The organism is Streptomyces sp. ADI95-17, from assembly GCF_003846175.1.
In the GTDB taxonomy this organism is placed as follows: Bacteria; Actinomycetota; Actinomycetes; order Streptomycetales; family Streptomycetaceae; genus Streptomyces; species Streptomyces sanglieri.
The window spans coordinates 831028-845463 of the sequence record NZ_ML123047.1 but is presented as its reverse complement, the minus strand read 5'-3'; the positions used below and the strand labels follow the sequence as shown (position 1 = coordinate 845463).

At 70.6% G+C, this 14436-nt stretch carries 11 protein-coding genes and 4 tRNA genes; 5 read left to right on the top strand and 10 right to left on the bottom strand.

Going from position 1 to position 14436, the window contains the following annotated elements:
- Positions 1–81: 81 nt before the first annotated feature.
- Positions 82–1293, bottom strand: a complete 1212-nt coding sequence (locus tag EES42_RS22820) for an SPFH domain-containing protein (protein ID WP_124720065.1) — start codon at positions 1291–1293, stop codon at positions 82–84.
- 90 nt (positions 1294–1383) lie between these two features.
- Positions 1384–1605, bottom strand: a complete 222-nt coding sequence (locus EES42_RS44830) for a hypothetical protein (RefSeq protein ID WP_164495292.1) — start codon at positions 1603–1605, stop codon at positions 1384–1386.
- 266 nt (positions 1606–1871) lie between these two features.
- On the opposite strand from EES42_RS44830, the gene EES42_RS22815 reads away from it, so the two are divergent.
- Both EES42_RS22815 and EES42_RS22810 read left to right on the top strand, forming a co-directional pair.
- The gene (locus EES42_RS22815; protein WP_124720064.1) at positions 1872–2288 is read left to right on the top strand and encodes an SHOCT domain-containing protein; all 417 of its coding nucleotides are present in this window, start codon (positions 1872–1874) and stop codon (positions 2286–2288) included.
- 208 nt (positions 2289–2496) lie between these two features.
- On the top strand, positions 2497–3885 hold the full coding sequence (locus EES42_RS22810; RefSeq protein ID WP_124720063.1) for an FAD-binding oxidoreductase: 1389 nt from the start codon (positions 2497–2499) through the stop codon (positions 3883–3885).
- 41 nt (positions 3886–3926) lie between these two features.
- Here EES42_RS22810 and EES42_RS22805 read toward each other — a convergent pair whose 3' ends face one another.
- The 8 genes from EES42_RS22805 to EES42_RS22770 form a co-directional block, all read right to left on the bottom strand.
- On the bottom strand, positions 3927–4655 hold the full coding sequence (locus EES42_RS22805; protein WP_164495291.1) for an SDR family oxidoreductase: 729 nt from the start codon (positions 4653–4655) through the stop codon (positions 3927–3929).
- Positions 4656–4816: 161 nt separating this feature from the next.
- A tRNA-Lys gene (locus EES42_RS22800) sits at positions 4817–4889 on the bottom strand.
- Between the two features lie 92 nt (positions 4890–4981).
- Positions 4982–6505, bottom strand: coding sequence for an amino acid permease (locus EES42_RS22795; RefSeq protein WP_124720061.1), 1524 nt, complete (start codon positions 6503–6505; stop codon positions 4982–4984).
- Between the two features lie 145 nt (positions 6506–6650).
- On the bottom strand, positions 6651–8189 hold the full coding sequence (locus EES42_RS22790; RefSeq protein ID WP_124720060.1) for an FG-GAP-like repeat-containing protein: 1539 nt from the start codon (positions 8187–8189) through the stop codon (positions 6651–6653).
- Positions 8189–10324, bottom strand: a complete 2136-nt coding sequence (locus tag EES42_RS22785; protein WP_124720059.1) for an FG-GAP repeat domain-containing protein — start codon at positions 10322–10324, stop codon at positions 8189–8191. The genes EES42_RS22790 and EES42_RS22785 overlap by 1 nt, the downstream gene beginning before the upstream one ends.
- Positions 10325–10542: 218 nt before the next feature.
- A complete protein-coding gene (locus tag EES42_RS22780; protein WP_124720058.1) occupies positions 10543–12609 on the bottom strand; it encodes a DEAD/DEAH box helicase in 2067 nt (688 codons plus the stop codon).
- A gap of 239 nt (positions 12610–12848) precedes the next feature.
- A complete protein-coding gene (locus EES42_RS22775; protein WP_124720057.1) occupies positions 12849–13436 on the bottom strand; it encodes a hypothetical protein in 588 nt (195 codons plus the stop codon).
- A gap of 179 nt (positions 13437–13615) precedes the next feature.
- Entirely contained in the window at positions 13616–13966 is a 351-nt protein-coding gene (locus EES42_RS22770) for a metallopeptidase family protein (protein WP_206433537.1), read from the bottom strand.
- Between the two features lie 182 nt (positions 13967–14148).
- On the opposite strand from EES42_RS22770, the gene EES42_RS22765 reads away from it, so the two are divergent.
- The 3 genes from EES42_RS22765 (at position 14149) to EES42_RS22755 (ending at position 14433) form a co-directional block, all read left to right on the top strand.
- Positions 14149–14221, top strand: a tRNA-Glu gene (locus EES42_RS22765).
- A gap of 38 nt (positions 14222–14259) precedes the next feature.
- Positions 14260–14334, top strand: a tRNA-Asp gene (locus EES42_RS22760).
- Between the two features lie 22 nt (positions 14335–14356).
- A tRNA-Phe gene (locus EES42_RS22755) sits at positions 14357–14433 on the top strand.
- Positions 14434–14436 lie beyond the last annotated feature (3 nt).

Sequence of the window (14436 nt, the reverse complement as noted above, 5' to 3'; positions counted from 1 at the left end):
ATGAACACAACTCTACGCCATCCCCGGCGCCCTTTTGACCACTCGGGTTCCCCCGCCCTCAATCCCCCTCGCCGAACCGCGTCAGGACTGGTTCGTCTCGGAGATACGGGGCACGGAGTCGGCCTTCCCGTGGACGGCCGGCTGCTTCACCGGGTTCGCACCGCGTTGCAGCGAGTGGAGGATCGCCAGCCCCTGGCTGACGACGCCCGCCGCCATCTCGTTGACACCGTTGGTGCCGTTGAGGACGGTGAGGTCGGCGCCGGACATGCCCCGGGCGGCCGCGTCGGCCAGCGCGGGCAGGTTCTCCACGACGCGGTTGGCGGCGATGAGTTCCTGGTTGCCGTCACGCAGCGACGCGGCGCGCACGCTGTTGGCGTCGGCCTGCGCCTGGGCGAGGGCCCGCTCGGTGTACGCGTTGCCGTCGGCCTCGAACTTGACCCGGTCACGGGCCGCCTCCGCCAGGGTGCGCTGCCGGTACGCCTCGGCGTCCGCCGGGCGCCGGACCTCCGCCTCCAGCCGTTGGGCGGCGAGCGCGGCCTGCCGCTCGGCGAGTGCGGTCTGCTCCTCGATGACCTCGTGCGAGGCCCTGGCCTGGGCGAGCGGCCCGGCCTGGGCCGCGCGGGCGTTGTACTGCTCGGTCTCGGCGAGGAAGCCGGCCCGCTTGATCGCGGTGTCGCGTTCGTACTCCGCCTTGAGCGCGGCGGCCTGCAGCTCGCGCTGGCTGGCCTCCTGGTCGGCCTTGGCCTCGGCGATCCGGGCCTGGCTGGCGACCGCGGCGGCGTGTGGGGCCGCGAGGTTCTTGATGTAACCGGTGGCGTCGTCGATCTCCTGGATCTGGAGGGCGTCCACGACGATGCCGAGCTTCTCCATCTCGCCGTGGCTGCCCGCGATGACCTCCTGGGAGACCCGGTTGCGCTCGCGGATGATCTGCTCCACGGTCAGTCCGCCGACGATGGAACGCAGATGCCCGGCGAAGATCCGCCCGACGAGCTCCTCCATCTGTTCCTGCTCGGTCAGGAAGCGGCGGGCGGCGTTGGCGATGGACACGGCGTCGTCGCCGACCTTGAAGACGGCCACGGCCCGGACGTTGAGGCGGATGCCCTGCTGCGTCACGCAGTCCTCGGTGATCTCCGCCTCGCGCAGCGCCAGGGAGAGCATGCGCGCCTTCTGCTTCACCGGGAGCACGAAACTGCCGTGCCCGGTGACGATCCGGAACTGGGTGTCCAGCGTCTGCCCCTTGGAACCGGAGATGAGCATCGCCTCGTTGGGGGCGGGAACGTGCCAGAAGAACATGGGAAGACTCCTGCCGTACGACACTGCTTCCGTCGGGTACGCGACCGCTTCGGCGCCGCGTACTCGGTCGTGCACTCAACTGCCTCGGTCTCAGGACGGCAGGCGCTCCACGATCACGCCGCGAGCCGAGACCGTGTCGACGACAACGACGCGCGCGTCCCTGTCGATCGACGTCGCCGACCATGCGGTGTAGGCCTCGGACCCACCCCGTACGGCCACCAGTACTTCGCCCGGACCGTCGGGCGGAATCGGCACGGTGACACGGCCTATCGCCCCGACCGGGCTCCGGGCGGACTCATCTGCCCTGTGCATGCGTCGCCCTCGTGAGCGTCCCTGCGTACGCCTGCTCACGCCGCTTACCGCACGGTGTCCCGCACCGCTTCATGGACACGAGGCGACCCCGCCTCCTGGAGGCCGGAGCCTCCCTCGACATCTCCACGGTACTCCGCACCCACCCCGGCGCAGCGGTGTCCGCGGACGCCCGGCGATCAACGAGCGGGCGCAGATATGCGGTGATATGACTGTTTTACCTTCTGTCCTGCCGACGCGATGAACTCGCGCTGATCGGGGAGCGAACCGTGGACGACTACTCCTTGCTCGACCTCTTCTGGACCATGCTCTGGTTTTTCCTCTGGGTCATGTGGCTGTTCCTGCTGTTCAAGGTCATCACGGACATCTTCCGCAGCCACGACCTCGGCGGCTGGGGCAAGGCCGGCTGGCTGATCCTCACGCTGCTGCTGCCGTACATCGGCGTCCTGGTGTACGTGATCGTGCGCGGCAAGTCCATGAGCAAACGGGACATCAAGGAGGCCCAGGACCGTGACGCGGCCTTCAAGGCGTACGTACGGGAAGCCGCCGGCACCTCCGACGCGGGCGGCGACGCCACGACGAAGGGGAGCCACGTCGACGACCTGGCGAAGCTCGCCGAGCTGAGGGACCGGGGCGCCATCACGGACGAGGAGTACCAGCGGGCGAAGACCAAGCTCCTCGTCTGACGCCCCTGCCACCCGCTCCGCCCGCCCCGGCACGGCGCGTATGTCTCCCTCCGGGCGGTCCGGCGGACTGGCAGGGTGCCGGGACCGCGAGGAGGCTTGAGTCATCAACCACGGTGGCCGTCGCCGCCCGCGGTTCTCGGGGCGCCGGAGTCATGGCGGGCCGAGCGGGGTGCGGTCCCCATCTCGGCGCACGAGGAGATGGCCCGCCATGGACGGCACCACGTCCGCGACCCTGGACGCGATGCGGACCGCGCTGCGCGGTCCCGTCATCGGCCCGCGGGACCCGGAGTACCGGCGGGCCCGCACGATCTACAACGCCATGATCGACCGGCGCCCGGCGGCGGTGGTGCGGTGCAGGGACGCGGCGGACGTGATGGCCGCGGTCGATCTCGTCCGGGACGCGGGGCTCACGCTCGCGGTCCGCGGCGGCGGGCACAGCGGTGCGGGTCTGTGCCTGGTGGACGACGGCGTGACGATCGATCTCTCACCCATGCGCTGGGCGCACATCGACCCCGCCGCACGGACGGCGACGGTCGGCGGCGGCGCCACGCTCGGCGACCTCGACCACGCCGCCCACGCGTTCGGGCTGGCCACCCCCTCCGGAATCCAGTCGTCCACCGGCATCGGCGGCCTCGCCCTGGGCGGCGGCCACGGCCACCTCACCCGCAGATACGGCCTGACGATCGACAACCTGCTGGCCGCGGACGTGGTCCTGGCGGACGGCACCTCGGTGACGGCGAACGCCACCACCCACCCCGACCTGTTCTGGGCGCTGCGCGGCGGCGGCGGGAACTTCGGCGTCGTCACCTCCCTCACCCTCCGGCTGCACCCGGTGGACACGGTGGGCGTCGCCATCACGGTCTGGCCGGTCGACCGGATCCAAGACGTACTGCGCTGGTACCGCGACTTCCTGCCGCAGGCCCCCGAGGACCTCAACGGCTTCTTCGCCGCGCTCACCGTGCCGGCCGGTCCGCCGTTCCCGGAGGAGATCCACGGGCAGAAGGTGTGCGGCGTGGTGTGGTGCTGGACCGGCGACCCCGAACTCCTGGGAACCACCCTCAAGCCCGTCGAGGACCCCGGACCGCCCGCCTTCCGCTTCACGGCCCCGATGCCCTACACCGCCCTGCAGTCCATGTTCGACGAACTGCTCCCCACCGGTCTGCAGTGGTACTGGCGCGGCAACTTCTTCGACCGGATCACCGACGACGCCATCGACGTACACGCCAAGTACGCCGAGAACCTCCCCACCCCCCTGTCGACCGCCCACCTGTACCCGATCGACGCGGCCGCCCACCGGCCAGGCCCCGACGACACGGCCTGGGCCTACCGCGACGCGGTCTGGTCCGGCGTCATCGCGGGCATCGACCCGGACCCGGACAACGCCGAGGAGATCAGGCAGTGGTGCGTCGACTACTGGGAGGAGCTGCACCCGCACTCCATGGGCGGCACCTATGTGAACTTCATCGGCGCGGGCGAAACCCCCGACCGCATCCGCGCCACCTACCGCGACCACTACGCCCGCCTGGCCGCCGTCAAGCACACCTACGACCCGCACAACTTCTTCCACGCCAACCAGAACATCGAACCGGCGGCCTGACCCGGCGTCGGCCGGCCCGCGCGCAACGCCGCGCGAGCGGGTCAGGAGAGCCAGTCGGCGTAGTGGGTAGGGGCGAGGTGGGCGTCCTTGTCGGTGAGGACGTCGCCCTTGACGGCGGCGAACATGCCCGCGGTGGGGTCGGTGACGACGGTACGGCCGTCGCCCTTGCGGGACAGGGTGATCCGGCCCAGCTCGTCCAGGCCGAAGACCTCGGGGCCGCCGATGTTGCGGATGCCGTTCAGCGGGGCGCCCGCGGCGACCTCCGCCACCGCGTCGGCCACGTCCTCGGCGGCGATCGGCTGGATCGGCGTGGCGGGCAGCCGGACGGTGTCGCCGTCGGCGGTCCAGGACAGGACGGCGTCCATGAACTCCATGAACTGCGTCGCCCGGACGATCGAGTAGGGGATCGGCCCGGCCGCGAGGATCTCCTCCTGAAGCGCCTTGGCCCGGTAGTAGTCCAGCTCCGGCACCCGGTCCGTGCCGACGATCGAGAGGATGACGAAGTGGCCGACGCCGCCCTTGCCGGCCGCGGCCAGCAGATTGTCCATCGAGGCCCGGAAGAAGGCCGGGGAGGCTTCGTCGAAGGTCGGGGAGTTCGTCAGGTTGACGACGACATCGGCCCCCGCCACCGCCTCGTCCACCCCCCGGCCGCTGATGACGTCGACTCCGGTGGACTGAGCGTGCGGCACCGCCTGGTGCCCGGCGGCGTTCAGCTTCTTGACGACCTGCGACCCGATCAGCCCGGTACCGCCGATGACTGCGAATTTCATGACGTACCTTTCACGGTGCTTCATCCGCAATACGGTGCTTTGTGCGCAATATGGCACACAGGCAGTCATGTGGGCACGGCAAGAAGAAGCGCCCCGACCGGACGAAACCGATCGAGGCGCTGAGCAGCAGCTCAGAGGGGTTCTCCCCGCACTGCTGTCGGTAGGCCGTGTGGGACTCGAACCCACAACCAACGGATTAAAAGTCCGCTGCTCTGCCAATTGAGCTAACGGCCCCCGGTGAATCACCCCTGAGCATAGCCCGCCGGGGCCCGGCCGCCGATCGGGTATCGGTTACCGGGCCCCGTCGCGGTGGGATCCCGGGGGGGTCAGAGGGGTTCGTCCGGGGTGATCGTGCGCTTGTGATCCGGTTTGAGGAACCAGTGCCTCGCCGATGCCAGCCACCAGGTCGCCGCGAAGCCCAGGACCACCAGCACCGCGACCGGTGCGTAGTTGAACGTCTCCCAGGTGACCGGCGAGATCTGCGGCAGCATGAAGAGCACCGTGATGATCACGACCCAGGCCACCGCCACGATGCCGATCGGGCGGGACCAGCGGCCCAGGTGCCAGGGGCCCGGGGTGAAGTCGCCGCCACGGAGCAGGCGGAGCAGCGTGGGGATGACGTAGGCGATGTAGAGGCCGATCACCGCGATCGAGGTCACCGCCGCGTACGCCGTGACGTTGATCAGGTACGGGAGTCCCAGGACGAGGGCGCCGGCCGCGGCGAGCCAGACCGCGGCGACGGGGGTGCGGGTGCGGGGGCTGACCGTGTGCCAGACGCGGGAGAAGGGCAGGGCCCCGTCGCGCGAGAAGGCGTAGATCATGCGGCTGTTGGCGGTCACCGACGCCATGCCGCAGAAGAGCTGGGCGCCGATCACGATCAGCAGCAGAAGCTTGCCGGTGGTGGCGCCGAGGGCGTCCAGGAGGATCTGCGCGGGCGGGGCGCCGGTCGGTGAGTTCAGTGCTCCGTCGTACGACTGGATGGCGAAGGTGAAGCCGAGGAGCAGCACGAAGCCCGCGATCCAGGAGGTCCAGATCGACTGGACGATGCCCTTCGGACCGGCCGTCGCCGCGTCGTGGGTCTCCTCCGTCATATGGGCGGAGGCGTCGTAGCCGGTGAAGGTGTACTGCGCCATCAGCAGCCCGATCATCACGACGTAGAAGCCGCTGCCCCAGCCCGTGTTGTTGACGAACTCGGTGAAGACGAACGACGCCGACTGGTGCGAGTCGGGCACGAAGGTCAGGGCGCCGACGATGACGGCGACGCCGATGACGTGCCACCAGACGCTCACGCTGTTCAGCAGCGCGACGATCCGTACGCCGAAGGTGTTGAGCAGGCCGTGCAGCAGCAGGATCGCGGCGAACAGCAGGATCGTGCGGGTGGGGGTGACTCCGAAGCCGAACTGGAGGTTCAGGTACGCGCCCAGGAAGGACGCCGCCCCGAAGTCGATCCCGGCGGTGACGGCGACCTGCCCCAGCACGTTGAACCAGCCCGTGAACCAGGCCCAGGCGGCGGCCGAGCGCGGCGGGGCCAGCCGGTGGGCCCAGAAGTAGAGCCCGGCGGAGGTCGGGTACGCCGAACAGATCTCGGCCATCGCCAGGCCGACGAACAGCGTCATCAGGCCGACGCCGACCCAGCCCCAGGTGATGACGGCGGGGCCGCCGGTGTTCATGCCGAAGAGGTAGAGCGTGAGGCAGCCGGAGAGCACCGAGATGATCGTGAACGAGACGGCGTAGTTGGAGAACGCCGACATGCGCCGGGCCAGCGTCTGCGTGTACCCGAGCTGCGCGAGGCGCTCCTCGTCGGAGACGCCCGGTGGTGGTGGTCGGTCCTCGCCTGTGTCGGTTGTCATGCACCCAGCGATTCCCGTGTGCCGGGGCACACATGCGGCCGCCGGGGTCACGACTGGGAAAACGTGCCGGGGTACGAGGGGGGACGCGATCCCCTTCGTACCCCGGCCCCTTCGTGTCCCGGCCCCCTTCGTGTCCCGGCGGCGCTCAGGTGATCTTCGTGTACTTCTTCCAGCGCGTGTCGGCCAGCTTCCTCGGCGCCGAGAAGCCCCCGGTGTGGTTCGCGTTGTAGAGGTACACCGCACCCGCCGGTGTCCGCGCCAGGATGTCCTGCCGCCCGTTGTGGTCCATGTCCCCGCTGCCGACGATCGCGTTGTACCTGCCCCAGCCCGAGCCGATCTTCGTACGTGGCGCGAAACCGCCCTTGCCGTTGCCCCGGTACAGCCAGAGCACCCCGGCGCCGTCCCGCGCCACGATGTCCGCCCGGCCGTCGCCCGACAGGTCGCCGCGCCCGGCGACGGCGGTGTAACTCTTCCAGGTGGTGACCTTCGTACGGCCCGCCAGGAGGCCGTCGCTCCTGCCCCGGTACAGCCAGATCACGCCCGAGGCGTCACGGGCGAGGATGTCGGGCAGGCCGTCCCCGCTGAGGTCGCGGGTGGCCACGATCCGGTTGTACTTGGACCAGCCGGTGCCCAGTTTCACCTTCCCGGCCCTGCCGAGATCGCTGTGGCTCAGGGCGCTGGGAATGCGGTAGAGCGTGCCGCCCGGCGTACGGGCGAGCAGGTCGCCCCCGCCGTCGCCGCCCAGGTCGCCCAGCTCGGTCATGAAGTCGAACTGGTCGCGCCAGTCGGCCATCGAGCCGATACTGTCGACGTAGCAGTCGCTGAGCCTGCCCTGCTGGTCCGTCGTGCAGAGGTCGATGAGGTCGCCGGGCTCCCGCGCCAGGACCGACCCGCTGATCCGCTCGTCGAGGTCGACGTCACGGGTCCAGTCGACGATCGTGGACCGGTAGGAGGAGATCCGGGTGTAGAGCCGCACCCCTCCCGCCACGCAGCCGGTGGCCCTGGTCGCCGAGACGGCGATGAGCTTGCCGCCGCCGACGAGCGCCCCGCCCGCGTCGCCGAAGCACCGGTCCTCGTCCGCGACCGGGGGCGCGCCCGGGGCCGGTACGGTGCAGAGCGTGCCGCCCGGCAGCGTACGGCCGAGCAGCGCGGCGCAGGACGCCGCCGACTTCAGCACCACCGGTTCGCTGTGGCGGACCCGCGGGGCGTCGTTCAGGTCCAGCCCCGCCCACGAGTAGAACGTCGCCCTGGCGCCCTCCGCGTACAGCGCCGTGTCGGACGACGACGCGAGCACCGGCTTGCCGTACGAGGCCGGCGTCGCCCGGATCGCCACCGAGACGGCTCCCCGGCGGGTGGCGGCGTCGTACGTCGGGTGGCTGCGGTAGCGCGGATCGCTGCTGCCGCTGCCCAGCTGACCGCTCGACAGGCGGTACTCCCACTCCATGTCCGCGTGACCGCGGCCGGTGAAGCAGTCGGGCGTGGCCAGCGTCCGGGTCCTGGACAGCGTGATGCCCGTGCAGGCCCGGTGGGAGCCGTCCGCGTCGTCGGAGTAGTAGAGCGGAATGAGCCACGAGGGGACCATCGTGGCCGCCCGGGCCTCGGGCGCGGAGCCCAGCAGCCCGGCGAGCACGGCGCCGGCCGCGGCCATGGTGGTGAGTGCCCGCGCCGGGAACGCCCTGCGCATCAGAAGACCCCCTTGTAGCCCTGCCAGCCGGTGGCGATCTTCGTACGGGAGCCGAACGACCCCTTGCCGTTGCCGTTGTTGCGGAAGAGGTTGCCCGAGCGGTCCCGCTCGACGAGGTCGGCCTTCCCGTCGCCGGTGATGTCACCGACGCCGACGATGGTGTCGTACGAGGTGCCCCACGCGGCGAAGACCTTCACCCGCTCCTTCAGCTTTCCGCTCGCGGTGCCGTCGTAGCGGTAGAGCGTGCCGTCCTTGTGGTGCGCCAGCACATCGCCGTACCCGTCACCGTTGAGGTCACCGGCACCCACGACCTTCGTGTAGCCGGTCCAGGACGAGCGGATCTTCACCCCGGCCTTCAGCTTGCCGTGGCCGTCGTCGGCGAAGAGGTAGACGTCACTGGTCGACGTCCTGCGCGCGAGCAGGTCGGGGCGGCCGTCACCGGTCAGATCGCCGGGCACGGTAAGGACGTTGTACGCGTTCCACCCCGTGCCCAGGGAGGTGTGGCTGCTGTTCGGCGTGTACGGGGAGCCGCACTTCCCGGCGTACCGGCGCAGTTCCCCGTTCGGCATCCGTACGAGCATCTCGGCGCACCGGTCGCTGCCCATGTCCCCGAACGGGACCGCGACCGTGCCCTTGGGCCAGCCGGCGCCGGAACGCTTCCAGTCGAGCTTCCCCTTGCCCTCGGTGTAGTGCAGGGTCAGTTCGCCGACGGAGTTGAGCGTGACCAGCTCGCCGAAGTCGTAGCCGCCCTGGTCGTGATGGCCCTGGACGCCACCGGTGACCTCGATCTTCCCACTGGTGGTGTACGTGCCGCCGCCCTTGACGGCCCTGGCGGTCAGCGTCCAGGTGTGGATCTCGTTGGCGGCGGGGCCGCCGGTGTCCGTTTTGCCGTCCCAGCCGACCCCGACCTCGGCACCGGGGCCGCCGGAGAGGGTACGGATCGCCCGGCCGCGGATGTCCTTGACCACGAAGGTCCAGGTCGCGGGCGCGTTGAGCTGCCAGGTGCTCTCCCAGTTCTGGCCGCCGTAGACGTTCTTGAGATCGATGTACCCGGCGTTGAGATCCGACTCGATCTTCGCGAGCGGCTGCGCGGGCACCCCGCTGGGCACGATGCGGATCGCCTTGTCCGGTCCGACGTACGCGATGTCGCCGCCGAACTTGTCCACGGCCCAGGTCAGCCGGCGCTGGTCGGCGGTGCTGCCCGCGGGCAGGTCCGCGATCTCCCGGGGCGGTGCGGCCGTCCCGGTGTGGAAGTCGGTGAGCAGCAGCTTCCCGGCGGTGCGGTCGTGCCGGACGAGATAGCCGTCGCCGACGAGCGCGGCGCCGGACGGCACGGTGACGCTCTTCTTCGCCGTACGGTCGTACACCCCGGCAGCACCGCTCGGTCCGCAGTTCCAGTAGATCCAGCGGCCGACGGTCTGGAGTTCCCTGATCACGCACGGGGCGCCGGTGGCGACGGTCTGGACGACCTTCTTCTGTTCGAGGTCGGTCGCGGTGACCACTCCGGCGGTGGAAGCCGCCGTCCACAGCGCCGATCCCCATACCGAGGCGGCGGTGATGGACCGGGTCGTCCGCACGTCCGACCTGCGGACCCCGACGTCGTCGATGTACTGCTTGCCGGTCGACGCCGCCTCGTAGACGAAATAGCGTCCGGTGGTGTCCACGAACCGGCCCCCGGTCACAGCGGGTTCGTCGAAGCCGTGGAGCGTGTTCCCCGTCAGCCACATCTCGGCGCGTTCCTGGCCGTTGTCGACGAAGAAGCGGCCCACATGGCCGTTGCCGGTGGCGCGCAGCGGTACGCACTCACCTGCGTCGCACGGCACCCGCTTCGCATGCGCACCGGTCGCGTAGGTGCCCGCGTATCCCATCGAGGTGGGAGCGCCGACCGTCGCCCCGCCCGGGGAGACCTGACGGGCGAACACGAACTGCGGTCCGCTCGGGGCGACTTCCACCGTGTTCAGCACTCCGCCGGCGAAGTCGATGCCCCAGACGCCGTTCGTCGCGATGGGGGCCGGCGCGTCCGCGGCGACGGCGCCCGGCACCGTACCGAGACCGGCCGCGACCACGGTGAGAGCGGCCAGTGCGGAGATCCGGCGCCGGGCGCCACGACCGTGTGGAGAAGCAAGGCGAGCCAAAAGGGTCAGTCCTCCCCGGAATGCCCGAAGGGCAAGAAGGCACAGGCGATCGACAGCGACCTTCCGCAGAGCCCCCCGGCCCGCCCCTGTGCAAGTCGCCGGATGCTAGCAGCGGTTGCTCGTGTGGGGGAAGTGAAAAGAAAAGCGGGCCCGCTCGTGAAGAGCGGGCCCGCTTTCCGCAGACCGTTCAGCGGACCTTCAGCAGGTCCTCACGGTGTTCAGCCGTTGCGCTTCCAGCGCGGCTTGTCGTCGCGGCGGCCGAAGGAACCGGTGTTGGTGCCGGTGCCGGTGCCACCGCGGTGGTCGTCACGACGGCCGGTCGGGCGGTCGCCGCCGCCGGAGCGGAAGCCACCGGACGGACGGTCGTCACGACGGTCGCGGTTGAACGGACGGTCGCTGCCGCCGGAGCGGAAACCACCGGAGGGGCGGTCGTCACGACGGTCGCGGTTGAACGACGGACGGTCGTTGTCACGACGCTCGAACGAACGGCCACCACGGTCGTCACGACGGTCGCCACCACCGGAACGGAAACCACCGGACGGACGGTCGTTGCTGCTGCGGAAGGACGGACGGTCGTTGCTTCCGCGGTAGCCGGACCCGCCGGAGGGACGGCCACTGCGCTCGCCGACACGGTCGTTGTTCCCGCGGTATCCACCACGGTCGTCACGGCGGTCGCCACCGCGGTCGTCACGGCGACCGTAGCTGCCCCGGTCGTCGCGACGGTCGTCACGCGCGGCCGGCTGCTCGGGGACGGACGCGGCTGCGACGAGCGCGGCCTCGGCCTCGGCAGCGACCTCGGCGACCGCCGCCTCCGGGTCGTCGCCCCGCTCGCGCGCGGCACGGGCGACGAGGCGGTCGGCCTCCTCGCGCAGCTCACCGGCGCGGCGCTGGACGCGCTCCAGCTGCTTGGTCAGGTCGGCGGCCTCGCGCTCGGCCTGCTTGGCGGCATTGTTCGCGGAATCGGCCTGGACCTCGGTGAGCGAGCGGGCACCGGTGATCTCGGCGACCTCCGGCTCGAAGACGCCCGCGCCCTGCACGATGTGACGCGAGGCGTCGACGCCCGCGTCCTCCATCAGGCGGAAGATCTGACGACGCTGGTGCGGCAGCGCCAGCGAGACGACGACACCGGACTTGCCGGCACGGGCGGTACGGCCCGAGCGGTGCAGGTAGTCCTTGTGGTCACCGGCCGGGTCCACGTTCAGCACCAGGTCGATGCCGTCGACGTGAATACCGCGGGCGGCGACGTCGGTCGCGACCAGCGCGTTGACGTACCCCTTCTTGAAGTCCTCGAGAACGCGGGTACGGGCGCCCTGGGTCATGCCGCCGTGCAGCGCGTCCGCCTTGACGCCCGCCTCGACGAGCTGCTCGGCGATGCGGTCGGCGCCCAGCTGGGTGCGGACGAAGATGATGGTGCGGCCCTTGCGGGCGGCGATGGCGGAGGTGACCGGCGCCTTGTCCTTCGGCTTCACGACGAGGACGTGGTGCGACATGGTCGAGACGTTGCCCTGGGCGGAGTCGACCTCGTGGGTGACCGGGTTGCTCAGGTAGCGCTTGACCAGGGTGCCGATCTCGTTCTCCATGGTGGCGGAGAAGAGCATGCGCTGGCCGCCACCGGGGATCTGGTCGAGCAGCTCGGTGACCTCGGGCAGGAAGCCCAGGTCGGACATCTGGTCGGCCTCGTCGAGGACGGCGACCTGGACGTTCTCCAGGGAGCAGGCACCCCGGTTGATGATGTCGCGCAGCCGGCCCGGGGTGGCGACGAGGATGTCGACACCGCGCTCCAGCGCGTAGATCTGGTTGCCCATCGACGTACCGCCGCAGACGACCTTCATCTTCAGGCCGAGCACATCGCCGTACGGCTGAAGCGCGTCCGCGACCTGCATCGCGAGCTCACGCGTCGGGGTGAGGATGATCGCGCGGGGCTTCTTCTTCTCCGTGTGCCCACCGGCCAGCGAGGCCAGGGTCGGCAGACCGAAGGAGAGGGTCTTGCCGGAGCCGGTACGGCCGCGGCCCAGGATGTCCTTGCCGGCCAGGGCGTCCGGGATGGTCGCGGCCTGGATCGGGAAGGGCGCCGTCACGCCGTTCTGCGCGAGCTTGCGGACGATGCCCTCGGGCAGGCCCAGGTCGGCGAAGGTGACGGTCGGCTCGGCGTCGGCGTCGGCCTCGGCGGAGTCGGTGTCGGCCTGCTCGGCCAGGGGAGCGTCGGCCTCGATGGAGTCGGCGGACTCGGCGACGACGGCCTCCGCGGCCTCGACGAGCTCGTCGTTCTCGATGTTCTCGGGCATGACGGTGTGGTCAGAACTGGAAATTGACATGCGAAATGCGAAACCTTCCGGAGTCTCGGCACGCGCCCGTAACTCCGTGATTCGCAATTTCGACCGCCTCAATGCGGTCCAGCCACGGCAAGGGAGAGTACGCGCCACACGGCGCGCTTCTGTTTCGGCGCCGGGCAATGGGATCAAACGATCTACTACCATACGCACTCCACCCCACATCGCGCAAACCGACTCTCCCCCACCCCTCGCTAGGCGGGCTCCACCTGCGGCGATACCTCGGGAGTCCGCAGCGGAACCGTCATCCCCGGCGCCCTCATCGCCTCACTGCGGAGCTGCGCCGCCGGCGAGGCGGACGGCGGCGGCGACGGCTCGGAGGGCTCCGGCTCGGGCTCCGGCGAATCCGGCGGCTCGGGGGTCGCCGGCTCGGACGGCTCGGGGGAAGCGGGCTGCTCCGGCACCCCTGGCGCCGGCTCGGAGGCGGAGGGCACCGGCACCGGACCGCCCCGGCCCGGCTCCGCACCCCCTCCCCCCTGCTCCCCGCCCGGGCGTACGCCACCGGAGTCGGCCGAGGACCCGGCGGAGCCGCTCGGCCCGGGCGACTCGGCGGCCTCCCGCTCGGAGTGCGCCTCGGCCCGTCCGCCACCGGTCCGGATCCTGCCCGTACCCGCCACGGTGCCGCCGTCCGGCCGGGCGGCGCTCCCCCCGTGCTCGGGCGAGGGGGACGGCGACGGCGCCGCTTTCCCCCCGTCGTCGCCGATGCTCATGCAGCCGGTGGACGTGGCGACCGTCGCGGCGATGACGGCCGCCCATCGAACAGGGACGGACAGTTGGCGCACGGGAGGCACCTCCGGGGTACGAAGAGGGGGCGGGCGTTGAACCGGGAGCGGGCGTCACGGAAGAAGCGGGGCTCCGTGCCCAACTCCCTTCGCCCCACCGGGGACACGCCCCACTCCCGTCCCGCACACCACCCGCACGCCTTCCCCGGCGAGTCCGCACCCCCACCCGGGGGGGGTCCTCATCCGTAGCCGAGCGCGTGCAGCCTCGCGTCGTCGATGCCGAAGTGGTGGGCGATCTCGTGGACGACCGTGATCTCGGTCTCCGCCACCACGTCCTCGCGGGACTCGCACATCCGCAGGGTCGGCCCGCGGTAGATGGTGATCCGGTCCGGCAGCACTCCCGCGTACCACTCGCCGCGATCGGTCAGCGGCGTCCCCTCGTACAGCCCGAGCAGCTCCGGGTCTCCCGGGTCGGGCTCGTCCTCGACGAACACCGCGACGTTGTCCATCAGCCGAGTCAGCTCCGGCGGGATCCGGTCCAGGGCCTCGGCGACCAGTTCTTCGAACTCTTCGCGCGTCATCTCCAGCACCCCGCCATTGTCCCGTACCGACGGCCCGGGCGCCCCGGCCCGGACGGGCCGTACGAACGTCCCCGCGGCGGGGCTCGCGCCCTTGCCGGGAGCTCTCGGTAAACCGTTTTGGCGATAGCCGCCGCCATCCCATATGCTTCTCACGTCCCCGACGCGCTGGAAAGCGCGCAGGTGGGCCCTTAGCCCTCATCGTCTAGTGGCCCAGGACGCCGCCCTTTCAAGGCGGTAGCACGGGTTCGAATCCCGTTGGGGGCACGCTTTAACGTGTGCGAGACTTGTCTCGCACATTGCTTGGTCCTGTGGAGCAGTTTGGAGTGCTCGCCACCCTGTCAAGGTGGAGGCCGCGGGTTCAAATCCCGTCAGGACCGCTGCAGCCCTTATGAGCTGCGTGGCTGGGTAGCTCAGTTGGTACGAGCGATCGCCTGAAAAGCGATAGGTCGCCGGTTCGATCCCGGCCCCAGCCACCACCC